This is a genomic window from Saccharopolyspora erythraea NRRL 2338 (assembly GCF_000062885.1).
GTDB lineage: Bacteria > Actinomycetota > Actinomycetes > Mycobacteriales > Pseudonocardiaceae > Saccharopolyspora_D > Saccharopolyspora_D erythraea.
The window spans coordinates 6,598,641-6,619,411 of the sequence record NC_009142.1 but is presented as its reverse complement, the minus strand read 5'-3'; the positions used below and the strand labels follow the sequence as shown (position 1 = coordinate 6,619,411).

The 20,771-nt window shown below is 71.0% G+C and carries 18 protein-coding genes; 9 read left to right on the top strand and 9 right to left on the bottom strand.

Going from position 1 to position 20,771, the window contains the following annotated elements; all coding sequences use genetic code 11:
- Nucleotides 1-5: 5 nt before the first annotated feature.
- Complete coding sequence (locus SACE_RS28250) at nucleotides 6-464, bottom strand: YbaB/EbfC family nucleoid-associated protein (protein ID WP_231849817.1); 459 nt, start codon at nucleotides 462-464, stop codon at nucleotides 6-8.
- 409 nt (nucleotides 465-873) lie between these two features.
- Here SACE_RS28250 and SACE_RS28245 point away from each other — a divergent pair, with 409 nt between their 5' ends.
- Entirely contained in the window at nucleotides 874-2,109 is a 1,236-nt protein-coding gene (locus SACE_RS28245) for a nucleotide disphospho-sugar-binding domain-containing protein (protein ID WP_143538244.1), read from the top strand.
- 19 nt (nucleotides 2,110-2,128) lie between these two features.
- Here the strand turns inward: SACE_RS28245 and SACE_RS28240 are convergent, their stop codons facing one another.
- The 3 genes from SACE_RS28240 to SACE_RS28230 all read right to left on the bottom strand — a co-directional run bounded on the left by SACE_RS28240 (nucleotide 2,129) and on the right by SACE_RS28230 (nucleotide 5,413).
- Entirely contained in the window at nucleotides 2,129-2,551 is a 423-nt protein-coding gene (locus SACE_RS28240; RefSeq protein ID WP_009943082.1) for an MmpS family transport accessory protein, read from the bottom strand.
- A 131-nt stretch (nucleotides 2,552-2,682) separates the two neighbouring features.
- Nucleotides 2,683-4,263 (bottom strand): alpha/beta hydrolase, encoded by a 1,581-nt coding sequence (locus SACE_RS28235; RefSeq protein ID WP_029621398.1) that lies wholly within the window; start codon nucleotides 4,261-4,263, stop codon nucleotides 2,683-2,685.
- Nucleotides 4,264-4,669: 406 nt separating this feature from the next.
- On the bottom strand, nucleotides 4,670-5,413 hold the full coding sequence (locus tag SACE_RS28230) for a lysophospholipid acyltransferase family protein (RefSeq protein ID WP_009943085.1): 744 nt from the start codon (nucleotides 5,411-5,413) through the stop codon (nucleotides 4,670-4,672).
- A gap of 475 nt (nucleotides 5,414-5,888) precedes the next feature.
- On the opposite strand from SACE_RS28230, the gene SACE_RS28225 reads away from it, so the two are divergent.
- Nucleotides 5,889-8,174, top strand: coding sequence for a DNA translocase FtsK (locus SACE_RS28225; RefSeq protein ID WP_009943088.1), 2,286 nt, complete (start codon nucleotides 5,889-5,891; stop codon nucleotides 8,172-8,174).
- A gap of 400 nt (nucleotides 8,175-8,574) precedes the next feature.
- Nucleotides 8,575-9,864 carry a sialidase family protein gene (locus tag SACE_RS28220; RefSeq protein ID WP_011874876.1) on the top strand — a complete coding sequence of 430 codons (1,290 nt, stop codon included), beginning with the start codon at nucleotides 8,575-8,577 and terminating at the stop codon, nucleotides 9,862-9,864.
- A gap of 271 nt (nucleotides 9,865-10,135) precedes the next feature.
- Here SACE_RS28220 and SACE_RS28215 read toward each other — a convergent pair whose 3' ends face one another.
- The 5 genes from SACE_RS28215 to SACE_RS28195 all read right to left on the bottom strand — a co-directional run bounded on the left by SACE_RS28215 (nucleotide 10,136) and on the right by SACE_RS28195 (nucleotide 14,170).
- Nucleotides 10,136-11,350, bottom strand: coding sequence for an alpha-hydroxy acid oxidase (locus SACE_RS28215; RefSeq protein ID WP_009943091.1), 1,215 nt, complete (start codon nucleotides 11,348-11,350; stop codon nucleotides 10,136-10,138).
- Between the two features lie 121 nt (nucleotides 11,351-11,471).
- A complete protein-coding gene (locus SACE_RS28210) occupies nucleotides 11,472-11,993 on the bottom strand; it encodes a phospholipase (protein WP_009943093.1) in 522 nt (173 codons plus the stop codon).
- 287 nt (nucleotides 11,994-12,280) lie between these two features.
- Nucleotides 12,281-12,946 carry a TetR/AcrR family transcriptional regulator gene (locus tag SACE_RS28205; protein ID WP_009943094.1) on the bottom strand — a complete coding sequence of 222 codons (666 nt, stop codon included), beginning with the start codon at nucleotides 12,944-12,946 and terminating at the stop codon, nucleotides 12,281-12,283.
- A gap of 43 nt (nucleotides 12,947-12,989) precedes the next feature.
- Nucleotides 12,990-13,526 carry an amino-acid N-acetyltransferase gene (locus SACE_RS28200; protein WP_029621399.1) on the bottom strand — a complete coding sequence of 179 codons (537 nt, stop codon included), beginning with the start codon at nucleotides 13,524-13,526 and terminating at the stop codon, nucleotides 12,990-12,992.
- Between the two features lie 137 nt (nucleotides 13,527-13,663).
- Nucleotides 13,664-14,170 (bottom strand): amino-acid N-acetyltransferase, encoded by a 507-nt coding sequence (locus tag SACE_RS28195; protein WP_009943096.1) that lies wholly within the window; start codon nucleotides 14,168-14,170, stop codon nucleotides 13,664-13,666.
- A gap of 244 nt (nucleotides 14,171-14,414) precedes the next feature.
- Between SACE_RS28195 and rimO the strand changes: the two genes are divergently transcribed.
- The 6 genes from rimO to pspM all read left to right on the top strand — a co-directional run bounded on the left by rimO (nucleotide 14,415) and on the right by pspM (nucleotide 20,228).
- Nucleotides 14,415-15,869, top strand: a complete 1,455-nt coding sequence (gene rimO, locus SACE_RS28190) for a 30S ribosomal protein S12 methylthiotransferase RimO (protein ID WP_011874874.1) — start codon at nucleotides 14,415-14,417, stop codon at nucleotides 15,867-15,869.
- A 64-nt stretch (nucleotides 15,870-15,933) separates the two neighbouring features.
- Nucleotides 15,934-16,560 carry a CDP-diacylglycerol--glycerol-3-phosphate 3-phosphatidyltransferase gene (gene pgsA, locus SACE_RS28185; protein WP_009943099.1) on the top strand — a complete coding sequence of 209 codons (627 nt, stop codon included), beginning with the start codon at nucleotides 15,934-15,936 and terminating at the stop codon, nucleotides 16,558-16,560.
- Nucleotides 16,557-17,048, top strand: coding sequence for a CinA family protein (locus SACE_RS28180; RefSeq protein ID WP_009943100.1), 492 nt, complete (start codon nucleotides 16,557-16,559; stop codon nucleotides 17,046-17,048). Before pgsA ends, SACE_RS28180 begins: the two co-directional genes overlap by 4 nt.
- A gap of 192 nt (nucleotides 17,049-17,240) precedes the next feature.
- The gene (locus SACE_RS28175; RefSeq protein ID WP_011874873.1) at nucleotides 17,241-17,759 is read left to right on the top strand and encodes a helix-turn-helix domain-containing protein; all 519 of its coding nucleotides are present in this window, start codon (nucleotides 17,241-17,243) and stop codon (nucleotides 17,757-17,759) included.
- 599 nt (nucleotides 17,760-18,358) lie between these two features.
- Nucleotides 18,359-19,216, top strand: coding sequence for a PspA/IM30 family protein (locus SACE_RS28170; RefSeq protein ID WP_009943104.1), 858 nt, complete (start codon nucleotides 18,359-18,361; stop codon nucleotides 19,214-19,216).
- 64 nt (nucleotides 19,217-19,280) lie between these two features.
- Complete coding sequence (gene pspM / locus SACE_RS28165; RefSeq protein WP_011874872.1) at nucleotides 19,281-20,228, top strand: phage shock envelope stress response protein PspM; 948 nt, start codon at nucleotides 19,281-19,283, stop codon at nucleotides 20,226-20,228.
- The last annotated feature ends 543 nt before the right edge of the window (nucleotides 20,229-20,771 follow it).

The window sequence follows — 20,771 nt, the reverse complement described above, 5'->3', positions numbered from 1 at the left end:
CTCCTTCAGCGCAGGAACGAGCCGCCGGGCTCGTCGAAGTCGTCGTCCTCTTCCTGCCAGCCCCGGTGCGGCTGCCGCGGCGTCTGCGGGGCGGCGGGCGGGGCGCTGCCGCGGTCGGTGGGTGCGGCGCCGGGTCCGGCGGTGCCGTCGTCCGCGGTGGGCGGCTGGATCTGCTCGCGCAGGAAGTCCATCGCGGCCGTGCCGCCGACCAGCGGCTGCATGGCGGCCTGCACCTGCTGCGCCGCGGCGCCGTGGGCCTTCGCGACGGTTTCGGTGATGAGAGCGGAGAGCCGCTCGTGGCCGAGTCGCATCGCCTGCGGTGCGATGGTCAGGCGCTCCAGGCGTCCGCCCGGAGCCAGCACCACCGACACGGCGCCGTCGGGGCTGCCCACCTCGGCGCGCATGCCCCTGATCTGCTCTTGGACGTCGTTGGCGCGCCGCTGGATGTCGCCCACTCGGTTCATGTAGTCGGCCAGCCGCTGCTGAGCTGCGCCGAGAGCCTCGGTTTCCAGGGTGTCCCTCCTCGATCCGGTCGTACAGCCATTCGAGTGACTGCCGGTTCCGACTCGGGGTGGGTGCCCTCGGTTCCCCCAAGATCATCTTCTTTGCGATGGCAATCGCTGCCCCTTAGGTCCACTTTGTGTGTCCGAATATGCACACCGATCGTTGAACTCTCCTCGGTTCGGTAGCCGGGTGGTTCGCTTGGGCGGTCCCCATCGTCGACTGCGGAGACAAGCCGGTACCAGTGCACCTGACACGGATTCGCGGATACCAAGCGTGCTGACCGCCGGGAAAGAGACGACTTCCGATCGGCCATGTGTCCTCTTCGTTCAGGGGCGCGCTGCCTGGGGGCCCTACAACTCCCTGCGGGCGATGGCGGAGGTAGTCCGCGCCAGGGGCCAGCGCGCGGTGTTCGCGATGGACGCCGGTTTCCGAGGTGTCGCGGTTGCACACGGATTCGAAGAGGCGGTGCTTGACCGAGTACCTCCACCCGGCGAGCTGGTCGATCGCAGCGAGGTGCTGTGGGAGTGGTTGCGGGACCACGTCGAGCACATCCGCGGCTCGACCTTCGACCAGTTGCGCACCGTCATCCATCCCCGGTTGGTGGAGCACATCCGAACCGCTGAGCACGCGCATCCGCAACTGCGGGCGGTCATCGGGGAGGTGCGGCCGGACCTCATCGTCGTCGACAACGTCGTTGCGGACCCGGCTGTCCCCGCGTCCGGAATCCCTTGGGTCCGGTCGGTATCGGCCAACCCGCTGGAACTGACCGATCCGGACCTCCCGCCGCCCTTCTCCGGCTATTCGCTGCACGATCGGTCGGGCTGGGATGAGTTCCGCTCGGAGTACACGCGATGGCACCGCGATCTCCATGCTGTGTTCAACGACTTCTGCACGATGCAGGGAGCTCCTCCCCTGGAGCCGCTGCGGTTCTCCCACGATTCGCCTTGGCTGAATCTGTACACCTATCCAGCGGTTTTGGATTATCCGAGGGCGCCTGAGTTCTGGGAGCGTTGGAAGCGGCTTGACACGGTGGTCCGCACCGGCGAGCGGCCCTTCCGGTTGGATGACCACCTGCCGGGGCGCGGTCCTGTCATCTACCTGTCCCTAGGCAGCTTGGGCTCTCTGGACAGCATGCTGGTGCAGCGCCTCGTCGACGTCGTCGCCCGGACCGGGTACCGGGCGGTGGTGTCGATGGGGCCGCATCACGAAGAAGTCCACCTCGGCCCGGCCATGTACGGTGCCCCTTTCCTTCCCCAGCCCAATGTGCTCCAGCAATGTGACCTGCTGATCACGCATGGGGGCAGCAATACGATCAGCGAGGCCATAGCCGCGGGGCTGCCAATGATCGTGATGCCGCTGATCGGGGACCAGTATGACAATGCCCAGCGGGTGGCCGACCTCGGTTTCGGCGTGCGTATGAGCCCGTATCGGTTTGACTCGGTTGCGCTGATCGACGCCATCGAGAAGCTGCTCGCCGACGACGGCCTTAAGCAGCGGCTGGCAGAGGCGCGGGACGGCATTCGGCGCGCACCGGGTGGCCAGGTGGGGGGAACGCTGGTTTCCGATCTGGCAGCGTCGTCGGCCGGAAGTTCGGAGGCGTCGTGAAAGGGCGATGGTCAGCGGGTCACGGCGCGGAGTCGTTGCACAGCGCCAGTTCCCACGCGCCTACGGAGCTGCTCTCGTCCAGCACCTCGCCGTCGACGGTGATCCGGCAGGTGATCCGGCCCTCGTCGGCGTTCTGCGCGGAGAGGGTGAAGACCTGGAAGGCCGCCTCCTCCAGGGAGATCTCCTTGCGGAAGGGCAGCGGCACGTTCTGCAGTTGCTCGGTGCCCGTACCGCCGTCGCTGGTGTAGGTGACGTCGACCACGTCACCGTCGCCGAACACCTCGTAGCGGACGTGGCGGTCCTGCGCGGGCAGGCCCTCGGCCGGACGTCCCAGCACGGCGCAGCCGGACAGCACGAACGGCAGGACCAGCCCGGCGATGCCGAGCACGAGCGCGGAGCCGCCGAATCCGCCGCCGGTGGCCGCTCGTTCCCCCTGTCGCATCCCTGGTCCTCCCCGCAGTCGGCCCGCATCCGCTCCGGATGGGTACACCGCTGTTCTACACGAGGCAGCAGCCGCAACGCCCTCCGGGCGAGAACCGGAGGGCGTTGCGGCGTACGGCGCTTGCGTTGCGCTCAGTGCTGGTTGGCCTGCAGCGCTTCCTGCAGGATCGCCGGCTGCTGCGGGCGGACGGCGACCGCGCCCACGGCCGCGGGTTCCGGCTGCGGCAGCGGCTGGCAGGTGGTGTCGGGACCCTCGCCCTCCTTGCGTTCCGGCAGCTTCCCGGTCGCGAGGTAGTCGGCGATCTGGCCGTCCAGGCAGGCGTTGCCGCCCAGCGATCCGGAGTGCGTCGTGCCACCGGGCAGGCTGATCAGGCTGGAGTTCGGCAGCCGCCTGCGCGCCTCCAGCGCGCCCGGGAACGGCGTGGCGGCGTCGAGCTCCTCGCTGATGAGCAGCGCGCTGCCGACCTTGCTGCCGTCCACGTCGACCGGCTTGCCGGCCTTGGCGGGCCAGAACAGGCACGGCGCGTTGAACCAGGCGTTCGCCCAGGTCTGGTACGGCGCCTTGGCGTGGGTGGCCCAGTTGTCCTCCTCCCACTGCTTCCACTGCTTCGGCCACTGCACGTCGGTGCACTGCACCGCGTTGTAGACGGCGAAGCCGCCGTCCTCGCCGGGTGGGTTGGCCTTGTCGTAGAGCTGCTTCAGCGGCTCCCAAGCGCCGTCGTGGACCCAGCCGGCGAAGGCCTTGGCGCGGGCGTCCCACCCGGTCTGGCCGTAGCCGGCCTGCAGGAACAGGTCGGTCCACTCGTCGGAGCCGATGATGCCGCCCGCGGGCTCGCGGTCGAGCTTCGCGCGCTGGTCGTAGAACAGCTTCGACACGTCGGCGCCGGTGGCGCCGAGGTGGTAGACCGCGTCGTGGCGGGCGACCCAGTCGAAGAAGATGTTGATGTTGCGGTCGAAGGCCACGTCCTGGTTGAGGTTGGCCTGGTACCAGACGTCGTTGACGTTGACCACGCCGTCCATCACCACCCGGCGCAGCCGCTCCGGGAACATCGTCCCGTAGACCTGCCCGAGGTAGGTGCCGTAGGAGAAGCCGTAGTAGTTGATCTGCTCGGCGCCCAGCGCCTTGCGGATGCTCTCCATGTCCTGCACGGAGTCGGTGGTCTTGACGTGTTCGAGCAGCTTGCCGCGGGCGCCGCAGGCCCGTGCGTAGCCCTCGGACTTGTCCAGCCACTGCTTCTCCAGCTCCGGGGTCACCGGGACGTAGTCCGGCCGGTTGTAGGAGAAGTGGTTCGGGTCGCAGGAAAGCGCGGGCACGCTGGAGCCGACACCGCGCGGGTCGAAGCCGATCCAGTCGTAGGCCCTGCCCGCGTCCTTGGGAACCGACGGGCCCAGCGCGGCGAGCCGCAGCCCGGAGCCGCCGGGACCGCCGGGGTTGACCAGGATCGGGCCTTGGTACTGCGCGTCGGGCACGGTGTGCTTCACCCGGGACACCGCGAGCGAGATCTTCTCGCCCGCCGGGTCGGCGTAGTCCATCGGCACGTCCAGCATGCCGCACTCGGCGCCGGCCTTCTGCAGGCTCTCGTCCTGGCACGGTCCCCACTGGATCGGGGCGGGCTGGAACTCCGGCGGCTTCGCGGCCCCCGCCACGGGGGCCAGCGCGAGCCCGCCGGCCAGCAAGCCGGCCGCCATCGCGGCGCTAGCGATTCTCTTCACGGCGATCCCTGTCTGTCGGCGATCCGCGAGTTCTCCTCGCCTGAACCGGCGATCAGTGTTGACTCGCGCTCGTGTTCCGCGCCAGTCAAAGGGCGAAGTTGGCGCAAAGTGCTCTCGCCCGGAGGGGGGAACGCACTCACTCTTCCGATGTGGACAGCCGAGAAAAGTGATCTATGTCAGGGAATGTGCCGCCATGTCCGGAAATCCGCAGACCGGACGCTGATGTTCGGTTACGCCTGCTTCCGTCCACTTCGCACCCTTCGGGTGCACCACGCCGACGGCTCTGGCGCCAATTGGAACGTTGCACTGGATCGGGCGAATTGGGTGGTGCGGGATCCTCGCCCACCTCGCGGCGACCGACGTGGGGGTCAGGCCGACTCAGTCCACAGTGGCTCGCCGACGGCGGCTACGGGCGCCAGGGGCTGCGCTTGTCGCTGACCGGACGGGTCGGGTCGTCGTGGTCGGGGACGTCCGGTTCGCCGGCGCGCAGCGGGACCAGCCCGTCGGTGATGGCGCGCATGATGCGGTCGCGGGCGCGGACGGCGTCGCCGGGGCGATCGGCGGAGAGGTCGCTGAGGTCGACCGGCGCGCCGAAGTGCACCTTCAGCGTCGGCCGCCTGCGGATCGCGCGCAGCCACGACGCGAAGAGGATCCACAGGTCGCGGGCGCTCTCGACGCGCAGCATGCCGTAGCACATCGCCTCGTGCGCGCCCCACTGGCTGACCGGCACCACCGGCGCCTGCGACGCCAGCGCCATCCGGGCCACTCCGGTCTTGCCGCGCTCCGGCCAGAGACCGGGCTCCAGGCTGATCCGGCCCTCCGGGTACATCAGCACCGGACGCTGGTCCTCGCGCAGCGCCTCGACCACCTTGGCCAGCGCCTCGCCCGCGGTCGCCTTGCCCCGGTCGGCCCGCACGTGGCGGCTGCGCCGCAGCACCCAGCCCAGGACGGGGGTGTCGAAGAGACCGCCTGTGGCCAGCAACCGGGGTGCGATGCGGCGCCGGCTGCACGCCGCGATGAGCACCACCGGGTCGAGGTTGCCGATGTGGTTGGCCGCCATCAGCAGCGGCCGGCCGCGCAGCGGGTCCGGCACGTCACCGGTGACCTCCAACCGTCCGGTGAGCGCTACGACCGCGCGGTCGATCCGCATCAGCGCACGCCAGAGCCGCGGAGCGGCTCGGTACAGCTCGTCTCGATCGCTTCGGCGTGTCGGCTCGTGCGGTGTCGACGGCAAGGCAACCATGATGGTCGAGGATCCCACGAACCAGGCCCGCGCATGAGCGGATCACTCGAAAATTCCACCGCGCCGTCACTCACCAGTGGCTGGTGTGACTGGGGAGGCGGGTAAAGATACCGTGTGGGGCATGGCGAGCCGGACGACGAGCGGGGGGCGCAGCTCCCGCAACGGCGCTGCCAGCAGCACCGCGAAGGGCTCCGGCAGGAGCTCCGCGAGGGGTTCGGCAGCCACCCGGAGCAGCGGCTCCGGCAAGGGTTCACGTGGTGGCGGGTCCTCGAAGGGCGGTAGCGGGGGCAGCGCCAAGCCGCGCCCGGGTTCCACGCACGCACCGCGCCGCACACCGGCCAAGCGTTCCGGCGGCTCCGGTGGCGCCGGCGTCGGCCGTGGTGTGGCCAAGGGCGTCGGAGGCGTGGTCCGCGCACTCGGGCGCACCAAGGACCTCGACCCCGCACACCGCAGGGACGGCCTCGCGCTGTTCTTCCTCGCCGTCGCCGTCGTGGCCGCGGCGGGCGTGTGGTGGCACGCGGGCGGCCCGGTGGGCCAGTGGTTCGACTGGATCCTGCGCTCGGTCATCGGCTCGGCCGCGCTCGCGCTGCCCGTCGTGCTGCTGATCGTCTCGGTGCTGCTGATGCGCACCGAGAACAACCCGGAGGCGCGCCCGCGCGTGGTCATCGGCGCGCTGTTGCTGCTGCTGTCCGCGCTCGGCGGCCTGCACATCGCCGCAGGCGCGCCGCAGGAGGCCCAGCTGTGGCCGCGGGCCGGTGGCGCGATCGGCTTCGTCGCGGGCGGCCCGCTCGCCCACGGCCTGACCAACGGTGTCGCGATGGCCGTGCTGGTGATCGTGTTCCTGTTCGGATTCCTTGTGCTCACCGGCACGCCGGTGCGCGAGATCCCGAGCCGCCTGCGCGGGCTCGGGCAGCACGAGGACGACGCCGCCGCCGACACCCGGGCGAAGGGCGCCAAGACCGCCGAGGAGCCCGAGCAGACCGAGGTCAAGCTGCGCAGGCCGTCGCGGCGCCGCCAGGCGTCGATGTCCGGGGACTCCCAGCTCTCCATCGACGACGTCGAGGTCGACGCCAAGACCGCCAAGAAGCCCAAGCCCGCCGACGTCCCGGCCAACCAGCCCGCCGCCGAGACCGCCAAGCCCGAGAAGGCCGAGCGGCCGCAGGTCACCCGCACCGTCGAGGGCGACTACCAGCCGCCGTCGCTGGACATGCTGCACGACGGCGAACCGCCGAAGGCCCGCAGCAAGGCCAACGACTCGATGATCGAGGCGATCACCGCCGTCCTCGAGCAGTTCAACATCGACGCCCAGGTGACCGGCTTCACCCGGGGGCCGACGGTGACCCGCTACGAGGTCGAGCTCGGGCCCGGCGTCAAGGTCGAGAAGATCACCGCGCTGACCAAGAACATCGCCTACGCCGCGGCCACCGACAACGTCCGGCTGCTCGCACCCATCCCCGGCAAGTCCGCGGTGGGCATCGAGGTCCCCAACAGCGACCGCGAGATGGTCCGGCTCGGCGACGTGCTGCGCTCGCCGAAGGCTGTCGCCGACACCCACCCGCTGGTGATGGGCCTGGGCAAGGACATCGAGGGCGACATGGTCACCGCGAACCTGGCGAAGATGCCGCACCTGCTGTGCGCGGGCTCCACCGGTTCGGGCAAGTCGAGCTTCGTCAACTCGATGCTGGTGTCGCTGCTGGCGCGGGCCACGCCATCGGAGGTCAGGATGATCCTGATCGACCCGAAGATGGTGGAGCTCACCCCGTACGAGGGCATCCCGCACCTGATCACGCCCATCATCACCCAGCCGAAGAAGGCCGCGGCCGCGCTGGGCTGGCTGGTGGACGAGATGGAGCAGCGCTACCAGGACATGCAGGCCAACCGGGTCCGCCACATCGACGACTTCAACAAGAAGGTCCGCTCCGGCGAGATCACCGCGCCCCCGGGCAGCGAGCGCGAGTACCGGCCCTACCCCTACATCCTGGCCATCGTCGACGAGCTGGCCGACCTGATGATGACCGCGCCGCGCGACGTCGAGGACGCGATCGTGCGGATCACCCAGAAGGCCCGGGCCGCGGGCATCCACCTCGTGCTGGCGACGCAGCGGCCGTCGGTGGACGTCGTCACCGGCCTGATCAAGACCAACGTCCCGTCGCGGCTGGCCTTCGCCACGTCGTCGCTGACCGACTCGCGGGTCATCCTCGACCAGCCGGGCGCGGAGAAGCTGATCGGCATGGGCGACGCGCTGTACCTGCCGATGGGCGCGTCCCGGCCGGTGCGGGTGCAGGGCTCCTTCGTCAGCGACGAGGAGATCCACCGCATCGTCGCCTACACCAAGGAGCAGGCCGAGCCGGAGTACACCGACGGCGTCACCGCGGCCAAGGCGGGGGAGAAGAAGGAGGTCGACTCCGACATCGGCGACGACCTCGACGTCCTGCTGCAGGCCGCCGAGCTCGTCGTGACCAGCCAGTTCGGCTCCACCTCGATGCTGCAGCGCAAGCTGCGGGTGGGCTTCGCCAAGGCGGGCAGGCTGATGGACCTGCTGGAGTCGCGCGGCGTGGTCGGCCCGTCGGAGGGTTCGAAGGCGCGCGACGTGCTGGTCAAGCCGGACGAACTGGAGAACGCGCTGTACTCGATCCGGGGCGGGCCGCCGCCGGACGAGGAGCTCTGAGTGCCTGTCTTCGAACTCGCCTTGCGTGGCGGCGCGGGTGAGCGCCTGAGAACTCGCGGCGGTTCCGGGTGCGGGCGTGGGCCGAGCGGCCGCGCCGCTTCAAAGATCGACGAGCGGGCTCAGAGGCCGCGCGACAACGGCTCCCGCTGACCGGCGGGAGCCGTTCGCCTTTTCGGCGATTCCCCGTTTAACCATTTGTTCCCGCGATTTTCCGGCAATGGTCTCGGCTATTGTGTTGAATCGGTTGGCGCTGGTCCGAACGGACCAGTTCGGATTGCCCTGAATGAATACCGCGCGTGGGCTTCGCCACGCATTTCGTGCGATATATTCGCCGCCACCGCTGATCAGCTGACGTTATTCGACACGGCCGGTGACGAAACAATTGGCGAAGGGTTCGCAGATGTCCGGCAGGAAAGTCCGCGCAGGTTCGGCGATCGCGCTGTCACTGCTCATGGTCTCGGGTTTCCAGCAGATCGCCTCGGGCGTCGAGCCACCGGCCGCCGACCCGGCGTCGAGCCCGCCGCCGGGAGCGGCGCCCGCCGACGTGGAGAAGGGCGAGATGCTGCGCCACGGCGGCAGCAGCTACCCGCGGCTGGTGCGGCTGGAGCACGGCCCGGCCAAGGGGCGCGTGCTGGCCAGCATGACCACCTACGTCGACCGCGCCGGGCGCGCGGTGATCTACCAGAGCGACGATGACGGCCGCTCGTTCCAGCAGGCCGGGGAGATCCGCGACCCGGAGGGCGAGAACGAGAAGGGCATGTGCTGCTCGACGCTCTACGAGCTGCCGCAGCGGGTCGGCGACATGCCCGCGGGCACCCTGCTGTGGGCGGGCACGGCGGGTATCGGTGCCGACGCCGACGTGCGCGAGGCCAGCATCCGGCTCTGGCGCAGCGACGACCAGGGGCGCACCTGGCGTTTCCTGTCGACGATCGTCGACGCCCCGCGCGGACCGGGTGTGTGGGAACCGGAGTTCACCGTCTCCGAGGACGGGGACCTGGTCGCTTTCTATTCCGACGACGGCGATCCGAAGCACGACCAGAAGATGGTGCAGGTGCGTTCCCGTGACGGTGTGAACTGGACGGACGTGAAGGAGACGATCAAGAACGACAAGTTCACCGTGCGGCCGGGAATGGCCGGAGTCCGACAGCTCCCGGATGGCACGTACGTGATGGTCTACGAGGTCTGCAACTACGACCCCGACCACATCTGCACGGTTCACATGCGCAAGTCCGAGGACGGCTGGGACTGGGGCGACCCGTACGACCTCGGCACCGAGATCACCTCCGACACCGGCGCCCAGCCGCTCGGGACACCGACCATCGCGTGGGCCCCCGGTCCCGGTCGCAACGGCAGGCTGCTGCTGGCCTACCAGTTGCTCGCGCTGGACCGCGGCGGACTCGCGCCGGGCAACGGCCGCACGTTGCTGGTGACCGACGACCCGGCGAACCCGGGCAAGCCGTGGCGCGAGATGCCGGCGCCGGTGCACATCAAGTACAACCACGGCAACACCTGCCGCAACTTCAGCCCGTCGGTGGTGCCGACCGAGGACGGCGAGTCGGTCATCCACGTGACCACCGACTTCGAGAAGTACATCGGCGGACCGTGCGAGGCGTGGTTCGGCGTGGGCCCGATCGACGGAGGCCAGGCCGCGCAGGCCCCGCAGCAGATGGACACCAGGCCCGGCCGCTGAAGAATGTCGCGGGAGTGGTTTGCGTAGCGGTGTGGGTGGCGAAACCTCAGAAGCCTTCTCGCTCCGGGATCGCCGACATCATGAATGCCCGATTCACCACGTCGGCGCTGTCCTCGCGAGAAAGCTCCTGAGAACCCGCGGCGGTGCGAGCTGAGTCCCGCACCGCAAGCGGCTGACGCCGCTTGTAGAGCTAAGCCGAAGCCCGGCCGGCGGTGCACCCAGGTCCCGTCCGCCCGTTCGCCGCGGGCGGACGGGACCTGTCGCTTCCCGGCTACCTGCGCAGGACGGCGTAGGAGCCGTCGAGGTCGTCCACCTTGGACACCCCGAGCAGCTGCATCGTCCGCACGACCTCGGTGCGCAGGATGTCCACCGCGCGCTGCACGCCCTGCTCGCCGCCCGCCATCAGCCCGTACAGGTAGGCCCGGCCTACCAGGCAGGAGTCGGCGCCCAGCGCGAGCGCGGCGACGATGTCGGCGCCGCTGAGGATGCCGGTGTCGAGCATGATCTCCGCGCGGTCGCCGATGGCCTCCCGCACCTGCGGCAGCAGCTCCAGCATCGTCGGCGCGCGGTCGAGCTGGCGCCCGCCGTGGTTGGACAGGATCACCGCGTCGGCCCCGAGCTCGACCACTCGGCGGGCGTCGGGGACGTTCTGCAGCCCCTTGACGATCAGCGGCCCGTCCCACGCCTCCCGCAGCCACTCCACGTCGGTGAAGTTCAGCGACGGGTCGAACATCTCGTTGATCAGCTCGGCGGCGGTGCCCTCCCACCGGCTGAACGAGGCGAACGACAGCGGCTCGGTGGTCAGCAGGTTGAACCACCAGGCCGGGTGCATGGCGCCGTCGGCGATCGTCTTCAGCGTCAGCGCGGGCGGGATGGTCAGCCCGTTGCGCATGTCGCGCAGGCGGGCGCCCGCGACCGGGGTGTCCACCGTCAGGATCAGCGCCTCGTAGCCGGCTTCCCGTGCGCGCTGCACGAGGTCGCGGCTGGCCGCGCGGTCGCGCCAGACGTAGAGCTGGAACCACTTGCGCGCGGCGGGGCCGGCGGTCGCGGTGTCCTCGATGGACGTCGTGCCCATGGTCGACAGCCCGTAGGGGATGCCCGCGCGCTGCGCGACGCGCACGACGGCGGTCTCGCCCTCGTGGTTCATCATCCTGGTGAAACCCGTCGGTGCCAGTGAGAACGGCATCGCCGACGGCTTCCCCAGCACCGAGGTCGTGGTGTCCACACCGGACACGTCGCGCAGCACCGAAGGGCGGAACTCGACGTCGCGGAACGCCTGCCGGGCGCGGCGCAGGCTGGTCTCCCCCTCGGCGGCACCGTCGGTGTAGTCGAAGACCGCGCGGGGCGTGCGGCGGCGCGCGATGGCGCGCAGGTCGCCGATCGTGTGCGCGCGGGCCAGGCGCCGCCGGGTCGGGTTGAGCTGCGGTGGTTCGACCCGCAGCAGCGGTCGGAGCTCGGACCAGCGCGGGAGTTGCCGCCGTACCATCGGGCACCGTTCCTTTCTCGTGCACGGTTGCCCCGTGAACGGTACCGATTTCACGCTGGCGAAGTCACTGCAGGAATGCGAAGGGCGTGACCGCCGCGGCGGCCACGCCCGGTCGGAGGGTTCAGCCCTGGGCGCCGACCTCGCTGCTCGCGCGCGTGGTGATCCCGGACTGCTCGATGGCGTCCGCAGTGGAGTTCGCCGACGCGCCGAACTGCCGGACCGCCTGGTAGTAGACGTTCGCCGCGGCCTTGCAGCCGTTGTTGCTGCCGCAGGCGGAGTACATGTCGGCCTTGAAGTTGTCGTCGATCCGCAGGCGGGTGGTCTCGTTGAACCTGGCCTGGCGCTTGTAGTTGCGGTAGCCGAAGTCGTGGCGGTCGCAGCTCTCGGAGAAGTCGTAGCCCAGCGGCTCGTCGGGGGACCAGGAGCAGCTGTCCGACGACCAGTCGAGCTGGTCGGCGTGCGGCCGGTCGCCGCGGATGTCGGTGAACTGGGGGAGCGAGACCTCGAAGAGGTACCTGTCGGTGGTCGCGCGCAGCTCGGAGTCGCTGAGGTCGGCGTGCGCGGTGCCGCCGGTCAGCAGCAGTGCGCCGGTGGCGGCCACCGCGGCCGCGAACGCGCGCCGGGCGGCAGGTGAGTTCTTCACGGTGATCTCCTCGGATCAGGTGAGTGACTCCCCGGTTTATAGCCGCCGGGCGGGCGGTTCCGGACGCTTTGACGCGATCTGCACGTGAATGGTGGATGACGTTTCCGCCGACCGTGCCGAACGGCGCAACCGCGCTGCTCCCGGCGGAGCCGGGCGGGCTTCGGGACCGCGGGAGTCGGCCGGACCTGGCGGGGTGCGGGTCCGAGCCACCCGGTCTCGCCGGACGGCTGGGAGGTCTGCTCCCGCCTCCCGGCGGGATCAGCCGCTCGCGCCGGGGGTTCGCGGAATCAACCGGTCTCGCCGGCCGATTCGGTCGCGTAGGCGCGCAGGAAGGTGTCGACCGCGGCGGCGGCGACCGCGCGGGTCTCGCTCGCCGGCAGCCTCCGGGTGCCCAGCCGCGAGCGCGCCTCGGCCGGTCCGGTCAGCAGCGCCATGAACTGCTCGGCGGCCTGCGCCGGGTCGCAGCGGCGGAGCTCCCCCGACAGCGAGAGGCGGGCGAAGCGGTCGGCCAGCGCCTCGGTGATCCGGGTGGAGGTGTGCCGCTGGACGGACTCGACGAGGTCGGGGAAGCGGGCGACCTGGGCGTAGGTGAGCCAGCGCAGGGCCAGCGCCCGCTTGCCGGTCACCACCTGCAGCATCCGCCGCGCCAGGTCCGCCATGGCCGAGGGCAGGTCGGCGCCGGGCTCGCGCAGCCGTTCCACGACGGCGAGCCCCTCGGCGGCCACCGCGTCGGCGGCGGCCTCCACCGCCTGGCGGAACAGGTTCTCCTTGTCGCTGAGGTGGTTGTAGACCGTCAGCTTCGCGACCCCGGCCTCCTCGGCGATCTCCTGCACGCAGGCCTGCGAGTAGCCCTGACGGGCGAAGACGGTGAACGCGGCGTCCAGGATCGCCTGCCGCTTGTCGATGCGTCCCCGCGAGGTCGTCCGCGCGGCCGAAGCCGTCCCTCTAGCCACGGCACGCAAGCTTATAGCGCGCGCCGCGTGCGCCGATCTCCCGTCAGTCCTGCAGCTCCAGGAGCATGCGGGTGTTGCCGAGGGTGTTGGGCTTGACGAAGGGCAGGTCGAGGAACTCCGCGACGCCCTCGTCGAGGGAGCGCCGCATCTGCGCGTAGACCTCGGGCGTCACCGGTGCGCCGTCGATCGGCTGGAAGCCGTGCCTGCGGAAGAACGCCGTCTCGAAGGTGAGCACGAAGATGCGCGAGAGTCCCAGCTCGCGGCCCGCGGTGATCAGCTGCGCCACGACGCGGTGACCGACGCCGAGGCCGCGCACCGACTCGTCCACGGCGACGGTGCGGATCTCGGCGAGATCCTCCCAGAGGACGTGCAGCGCGCCGCAGCCCACGATCCGCCCGGTCCCGTCCGGCTCGGTCAGCTCCTCGGCGACCCAGAACTCCTGGACGTCCTCGTACAGCGTCACGAGCTCCTTGGCCAGCAGCACCTTGCCCGCGTAGTGGTCGACCAGCGACTTGATCGCCCGCACGTCGCCGATCCGCGCTCGCCGGATCACTATCGCGTGTGGCGCATAGTCATGCATGAGGTTCATGTTAGCGCCCGACGCGATGCGGGGCATGCACATCGCGCCGGAGATCCCGGCAAGGAGGAGCTGCGATCACCCGGTGGAACCGTTCACTGATAACAGCGGATCGAGAATTCCGGTCGCGGCGCGGAAGGCTATGCGGTCAGGCGCAGGAGCATGCGGGTGTTGCCGAGGGTGTTCGGCTTGACGTGGGCGAGGTCGAGGAACTGCGCGACGCCCTCGTCCGGCGAGCGGCGGATCTCCTCGTAGACCTCCGGCGGGACGGGGGTGTCGCGGATCGGCAGGAACCCGTGCCTGCCGAAGAACCCGGTCTCGAAGGTCAGCACGAACAGCCGCGCCAGGCCGAGCTCCCGCGCGCAGTCGATCAGGTGGTCGACCAGCGCGTGGCCGATGCCCATGCCGTGGCTGAGCGGGTCGACGGCGACGGTGCGGATCTCGGCGAGGTCCTCCCAGAGGACGTGCAGCGCGCCGCAGCCGACGATCCGGCCCCCGGTCTCGGCGACCCGGAACTCCTGGACGTCCTCGTAGAGCGTGACGAGCTCCTTGCCCAGCACCACCTTCCCCGCGTAGTGGTCGACCAGGGTCTTGATCTCGGGGACATCGCGGACGCGCGCGGGGCGGATGTTCAGGGATGGCGACATAGTTAGGCAAGCCTAACCTGCATGATCGGCCGTGTGCACTGCCTCCGGACGTAATCTCGGTCTCGCCCGGCAGTGGGAACGTGCCGTGCGCACGGGGTTTCCGGTGCGACGCGGGGGTTTCGCCGCGGTTGCCGCGAGGCGTCCCGCGGGGCGGTTCCGTCCGCCGGATCCCGCCGGAGCCCGCCCGCGGTGCGCAACGAGGCTCATGCGCAGCGCGGACAACGCCGGACGTTACGCTCGACGCATGTCTGCCGAGCACTCTTCCCGTCGAGTCGCCATGGTCACGCTCGGTTGCGCGCGCAACGAGGTCGACTCCGAGGAGCTCGCCGGCAACCTGCACCAACGCGGCTGGGACCTGATCGACGACGAGTCGTCCGCCGACGTCGTCGTGGTCAACACCTGCGGTTTCGTCGAGTCGGCGAAGAAGGACTCCGTCGACACGCTGCTCGCCGCCTCCGACACGGGCGCGAAGGTCGTCGCCGTCGGATGCATGGCGGAGCGTTACGGCGCGGAGCTCGCCGAGCACCTGCCGGAGGCCGACGCGGTGCTCGGGTTCGACCACTACGGCAACCTCGCCGAGCGGCTCGACGACGTGCTCGCCGGCCGCGCCATCCAGCCGCACCAGCCGCAGGACCGGCGCAAGATGCTGCCGATCACCCCGGTGGCCCGGCCCGCCGCCGCGGCGGCCTCCGAGGTCGCCGTGCCCGGGCACGGCTGGGTGCCCTCGACGCGCGGGATCGCCCGTCGCAGGCTCGACGACTCGCCGCTCGCCGCGCTGAAGCTGGCCTCCGGCTGCGACCGCCGCTGCTCCTTCTGCGCCATCCCGTCCTTCCGCGGCTCCTTCCTGTCACGGCAGCCCGAAGAGGTGCTCGGCGAGGCCGCGTGGCTGGCCGAGCAGGGCGCGAAGGAGCTGTTCCTGGTCAGCGAGAACTCGACCTCCTACGGCAAGGACCTCTCCGACCCGCGCGCCCTGGAGACCCTGCTGCCGCGGCTGGCGGGCATCGACGGCGTCGACCGGGTCCGCGTCTCCTACCTCCAGCCCGCCGAGACCCGCCCCGGCCTGGTCCGCGCCATCGCGACCACCCCGGGCGTCGCGCCCTACTTCGACCTGTCCTTCCAGCACTCCAGCGAGAAGGTGCTGCGGCGGATGCGCCGGTTCGGCTCCACCGAGTCGTTCCTGGCGCTGATCGAGCAGATCCGCGAGCTCGCCCCGGAGGCGGGCATCCGCAGCAACGTCATCGTCGGCTTCCCCGGCGAGACCGAGGAGGACTTCGAGGAGCTGCAGGACTTCCTCACCAGGGCCCGGCTCGACGCGGTCGGCGTGTTCGGCTACTCCGACGAGGACGGCACCGAGGCCGCCGGCTTCGACGGCAAGCTCGACGCCGACGTCGTCGCCGCCCGGGTCGAGCAGGTCTCCGCGCTGGCCGACGAGCTGGTCGCGCAGCGCGCCGAGGACCGCGTCGGCACCGAGGTGCGGGTGCTGGTCGAGCGCGACGAGGACGGCGAGGTCACCGGTCGCGCCGAACACCAGGGCCCGGAGGTGGACGGCGAGTGCGTCGTCGTCGATGCTGGAGGGGCCGGCGTGGGCGAGGTGGTGCACTGCCGGGTGATCGCCAGCGAGGGCGTGGACCTCGTGGTGCGCCCGGTCGGCGCGGCACAGGACTCGTCGCAACTCCGCGGTGCCGGGGAGGGATCATGAACCGGGATCGAACTCTGAGCTCGGGTGCCCGCCCGGGCCACCGGCGCGGCGCGGTGGCCACGCCGTGACCGCCGAGAGCGCGGCCTCGGACTCCGCCACCCCCGGCGGGCGCGCCGACGGCCCGGTGCCCGTTCTCAACATCGCCAACGTGCTGACCATGTCGCGGCTGGCGCTGGTGCCGGTCTTCCTGGTCGCGCTGTTCTGGGACGACGGCCACGACCAGCTCTGGCGCTGGATCGCCACCGGGATCTTCGCGGTCGCCTCGATCACCGACCGCATCGACGGCGACCTGGCGCGTCGGCGCGGGCTGGTCACCGACTTCGGCAAGGTCGCCGACCCGATCGCCGACAAGGCGCTCACCGGGTCGGCGCTGGTCGGGCTCAGCCTGCTCGGCGACCTGGCGTGGTGGGTGACCCTGGTGATCATCGGCCGCGAGCTGGCGATCACCGCCCTGCGGTTCTGGGTGATCCGACACGGCGTGATCCCCGCCAGCCGGGGCGGCAAGGTCAAGACGCTGCTGCAAGCCCTGGCCATCGGGCTGTACCTGCTGCCGCTTGCGGGCTGGGCCGATCCGCTGCGGTGGGTCGTGATGGGCGCGGCCGTGCTGGCCACCGTCGTCACCGGGCTCGACTACGTCTTCCGGGCGCTGCGCCTGCGGGCGGGCGGCAAGCGGGCGAAGGCGGGCGCGTGATCGTCGAGGCCCTCGGGGTCCCCCGCCAGCACGTGGTGCTCGTCCTCGACGCGCTGCGCACGCGAGGTGAGACCGTCGCCACCGCCGAGTCGCTGACCGCGGGCATCCTGTCGGCCGCGCTGACCGACGTGCCCGGCGCGAGCGACGTCGTGCGCGGCGGCATGGTCGTCTACGCCACCGACCTCAAGGCGAGCCTGCTCGGCGTCGACCGGGTCGTGCTCGAAGAGCACGGCGCGGTGTGTCCCGCGGTCGCCGAGATGCTGGCCGTGGGCGTGCGGACGCGCTGCGGCGCGGACTGGGGCATCGGCCTCACCGGCGTGGCCGGACCGGACCCGCAGGACGGCGTCTCGCCGGGCACCGTGCACCTCGGCTTCGCCGGTCCCAGCGGCGCGACGGTGCGTTCGGTCCACCTGGGAGGCGATCGGCACGCGGTGCGGGCTGCGGCCGTTCGGGTGGCGTTGGAACAGTTCCGGGAACTGCTGCGTTGATGCTGCTGACCGGACGGATCAACCGTGCGCTGGCGGAAGGCGCGGCCATCGGGCCACGCCGGGGCCCGCTGCCGGGGCGTTCGCCCTTGGCGGACTTGCCGCTGATCGTTCTCGCCGAGGCCGCTCGGTGAGTAACGTAGGGGGCGTTGGCGCGTAGCGCACGCGGTAGGCGACGAAGAAGGGAGGCGCGAGATGACCGTGTTGTTGCGGGAAGCGGTCGGTGAACGACTGCGCCGCGCCCGGACCGCTCAGTCTCGGACATTGCGGGACGTCTCGCGCGCTGCCCGGGTGAGCCTCGGCTACCTCTCGGAGGTGGAACGGGGCCGCAAGGAGGCGTCGAGCGAGCTGCTCGCCTCGATCTGCGACGCCCTGGAGCTGCCGTTGCCGGAGCTGCTGGTGACCGTGGCCGGCGACATGGACGAGTCGCTGGTCGCACCCGCCACGGTGGAGCACGCGTCGACCGCCGAGATCGACGGCGGCAGGCTGGTGCCCAGCCTCATCGGGACCGAGCTCGGCGAGGCCGAGCCGGCCGGCGAGCGCGAGCTCGCGGGCACCGAGGCCCACGGCGGCCCGGAGACCCGCGTGTCCATCGACGAAGCCACCCGGGTGTCCATCGACGAGGCGGCCGGGGACCTGCGGCTGCAGTCCGTGCTCAGCCAGCGCATCGGTGCGCCGGTGCGCACCTCCGGCGGCGTGGTCGTCGCCGCCTGAGGCGCGGCGGCGCCGGCCGTCGGCCGCGGAGCGGCCGGGGGCCGGGCGCGGAGCGGCCCGTGGGCGGGGGTGCCCGGAGGTGTGGGCGCTTCGGTTGGGCTCGCGGGGCTTTGGCTGGCGGGTGGCTGTTGGGGTTGTGCTGCGCTTGAGCTGGGCTTTTGTGCGGCTTGGGCTGGCGGGTGCCCGTTGGGCTCGGGGTGCGCTTGGGTTGGGCTTTCGGGAGCTTTGAGCTGGCGGGTGCCGGTTGGGGTCGGGGTGCGCTTGGGTCGGGTTGTTTAGGGGCTTTGGGTCGGCGGGTTCTTGTTCGCTGCGCGGGGCTGGCGCCGTTTTGAGCCGTGGCCGGCGTGTAGTGATTTCCTACCTGCGGTGATTTCGTAGGGGTGTCACTCTTTCGGGCTGGTCAGGGGGCCCCGGGTGCCGGTGTTGGCGGTGGCCCTGGTTCGATCTTGTCGCTGTTGGGTTGCGACTCGGGGAAAATTCCGGAGATCTCCCCGGTCTGGTGGAAGCGCACACAGCGACCTGACACGATGGAACCAGTGGGCACGCTGGTGCGTTGTGCCTCGTGGGCAGCCGAGCAGGAGAGAAGGCAGGCGGAGGAGATGGCCAACCCGTTCGTGAAGGCTTGGAAGTACCTGATGGCGTCGTTCTCGTCGAAGGTCGACGAGCACGCCGACCCGAAGGTGCAGATCCAGCAGGCCATCGAGGAAGCGCAGCGGCAGCACCAGGCGCTCTCCCAGCAGGCCGCCTCGGTGATCGGCAACCAGCGCCAGCTGGAGATGAAGCTCAACCGCCAGCTCGGCGAGGTCGAGAAGCTGCAGGCCTCGGCCCGGCAGGCGCTGGTCATGGCCGACCAGGCGCGGACCGAGGGCGACGAGGTCAAGGCCCAGAAGTACGAGGAGACCGCGACCCAGCTCGCGAGCCAGCTGGTGACCGCCGAGCAGGGCGTCGAGGACCTCAAGACGCTGCACGACCAGTCGCTGGGAGCCGCCGAACAGGCCAAGCAGGCCGTGGAGCGCAACGCCCAGGTGCTGCAGCAGAAGATCGCCGAGCGGACCAAGCTGCTCAGCCAGCTGGAGCAGGCCAAGATGCAGGAGCAGGTCTCCTCGTCGCTGCGCCAGATGACCGAGGTCGCCGCGCCCGGCAACACCCCCTCGCTGGAGGAGGTCCGGGACAAGATCGAGCGCCGCTACACCACCGCCCTCGGCGAGGCGGAGCTGGCGCAGAACAGCGTCCAGGGCCGGATGATGGAGGTCCAGCAGGCCTCCGTCGACGCCGCGGGCGCCAGCAGGCTCGCCCAGATCCGGGCGTCCATGGGCGGCGGCCAGCAGCAGGTCACCGGCGGCCAGCAGCAGCAGGTGACCGGCGGGCAGCAGCAGCAGGTGACCGGCGGGCAGAACGCCGCGGAGCCCGCCACCCAGCAGCAACAGCAGCAGAACCCGCAGACCGGCCAGGCCTGAGCGGCCGTCGGTCGCGCGGTTGGCGCGGGGAGTTCGGGCAGGACGGCGGACTGGGGCGGTTCAGTTGGGTTCAGGAGCCAAGCCGAGCAGGCAGGAGCTCGCGCAGTGGGGCGAAGCCGCGATGGAGCAGCTTCGCGGCCCTGTGCTGACCAACGTGCGGCGGAAGATCGCGCAGTGGCGTGATCCCCGCGCCCGCCTGCTCCGGCAGCGCAGGCGCGCGAAGCGCACCACCGTCGGCAGCGCGGTCACCACCGGGGTGCTGGGTGCCGGTTCGTACGCCTCCTTCGCCATGGACGCGATGTGGGCCGCGGCCGGCTCCCTCGGTGAGGTCGCCCAGCAGGGCGCCGTGTTCGGGCTGGGCGGGCTGGCCGTGGCCTCCGGCGCCGCGACGGTCGGCGCGGGCCTGAAGTACCGCAGGCTCAAGCGGACGCCGCTGCCGGAGGCCGCACCCGACCCGGTGGAGCTGCCGCCGGCCGGTTCGCAGGCCAGGGAGCCCATGCGGCGGCTGCGCGACGCCGAGCAGAGCCTCCACGGGGCGCTGGCGCAGCTCACCGCCACCGGCACCGGCAGCGAGGCCGTCGACGCGCGTGCCACGGCCGACCAGACCGCCACCGCCCTGCGCCAGGTCGCGGCGCGGTTGCAGGCGGTGGAGGCGGCAATCCAGCACGCGCCGGCCTCCGACCGGCCCGCACTGGAGGACGACGTGCGCAAGCTGCGCGCCGAACTCGACGAGGGCATCGACACCTACTGCGGCCTGGTCGCCGCGGCCGGCCGCGCCGTCGCCGCCAGCGGCGCACCCGAGCAGAAGTACCTGATCCAGGACGCCACCGACCGCCTCGTCGGCCTCGCCGCCGCGTTGCAGGAGCTTTCCGGCGCGGGCCCGCGCGCCGAGGACCCGGCATCTCGACTCGACGGCCCGACGTCCCGTGTCGACGACTCCGCACCGCGCGTCGAAACGGATGTGGCCGAGCCGCGCCGGACGCGCCGCCAGGAGCCGGGCCAGTACAGCTGACCGCGGGGCGAGGGCGCCATCGGCGCTGGGTGGATCACCCGGCCTGCGGTGGGGCTACTCGTGGGGGCATCGCACTCGGCGGCAGGTCAGTCGGCGGTCCGGCAGCGGGCGGCCTGGCCATTCAGCGGCCGAGGTACTTCGGCGACCCGGGCACTCAGCGGCCGAGTACTCGATGATCCAGGACCTCAGCGATCCAGGCGCTCGGTCGTCGCCCTCGGGCGCTCGGCAGGCGGCCGCGAAGCTGTCCCGGCTACCGCCATGTGGACGCCGAAGCCATCCGCACGGGCGACTCCGCAGGCACGCCGCTCGGGCGAGGTAGCGCCGCTCCTGTCGGCCGCGTGGCCGCCCGCCGGACGGATGACCAGCACGTCCGGCTGACTTCGTGAGGCATCCGGGCGACACGCCGAGCCGCCTGCGTTACAGCAGGTAGTTCAGATTTCATCTGTTCGGGTTCGGCGCTCCTTGATTGTGTGATGCGAAATAGTAATCTTCCCGTTGTCACTACATACCGTGGCACGATCTCCGTCTGAGCGGGGAAGTCGG

Bases quoted from the DNA above. Each gene is read 5' to 3' on its own strand.
- SACE_RS28230 (WP_009943085.1), bottom strand. From the start codon at position 5,413: ATGCGGATCGACCGCGCGGTCGTAGCGCTCACCGGACGGTTGGAGGTC.
- rimO (WP_011874874.1), top strand. From the start codon at position 14,415: ATGTCTGCCGAGCACTCTTCCCGTCGAGTCGCCATGGTCACGCTCGGT.
- SACE_RS28220 (WP_011874876.1), top strand. From the start codon at position 8,575: ATGTCCGGCAGGAAAGTCCGCGCAGGTTCGGCGATCGCGCTGTCACTG.
- SACE_RS28200 (WP_029621399.1), bottom strand. From the start codon at position 13,526: ATGCATGACTATGCGCCACACGCGATAGTGATCCGGCGAGCGCGGATC.
- SACE_RS28195 (WP_009943096.1), bottom strand. From the start codon at position 14,170: ATGTCGCCATCCCTGAACATCCGCCCCGCGCGCGTCCGCGATGTCCCC.
- SACE_RS28175 (WP_011874873.1), top strand. From the start codon at position 17,241: ATGACCGTGTTGTTGCGGGAAGCGGTCGGTGAACGACTGCGCCGCGCC.
- SACE_RS28215 (WP_009943091.1), bottom strand. From the start codon at position 11,350: ATGGTACGGCGGCAACTCCCGCGCTGGTCCGAGCTCCGACCGCTGCTG.
- SACE_RS28245 (WP_143538244.1), top strand. From the start codon at position 874: ATGGCGGAGGTAGTCCGCGCCAGGGGCCAGCGCGCGGTGTTCGCGATG.
- SACE_RS28170 (WP_009943104.1), top strand. From the start codon at position 18,359: ATGGCCAACCCGTTCGTGAAGGCTTGGAAGTACCTGATGGCGTCGTTC.
- SACE_RS28250 (WP_231849817.1), bottom strand. From the start codon at position 464: ATGAACCGAGTGGGCGACATCCAGCGGCGCGCCAACGACGTCCAAGAG.
- SACE_RS28240 (WP_009943082.1), bottom strand. From the start codon at position 2,551: ATGCGACAGGGGGAACGAGCGGCCACCGGCGGCGGATTCGGCGGCTCC.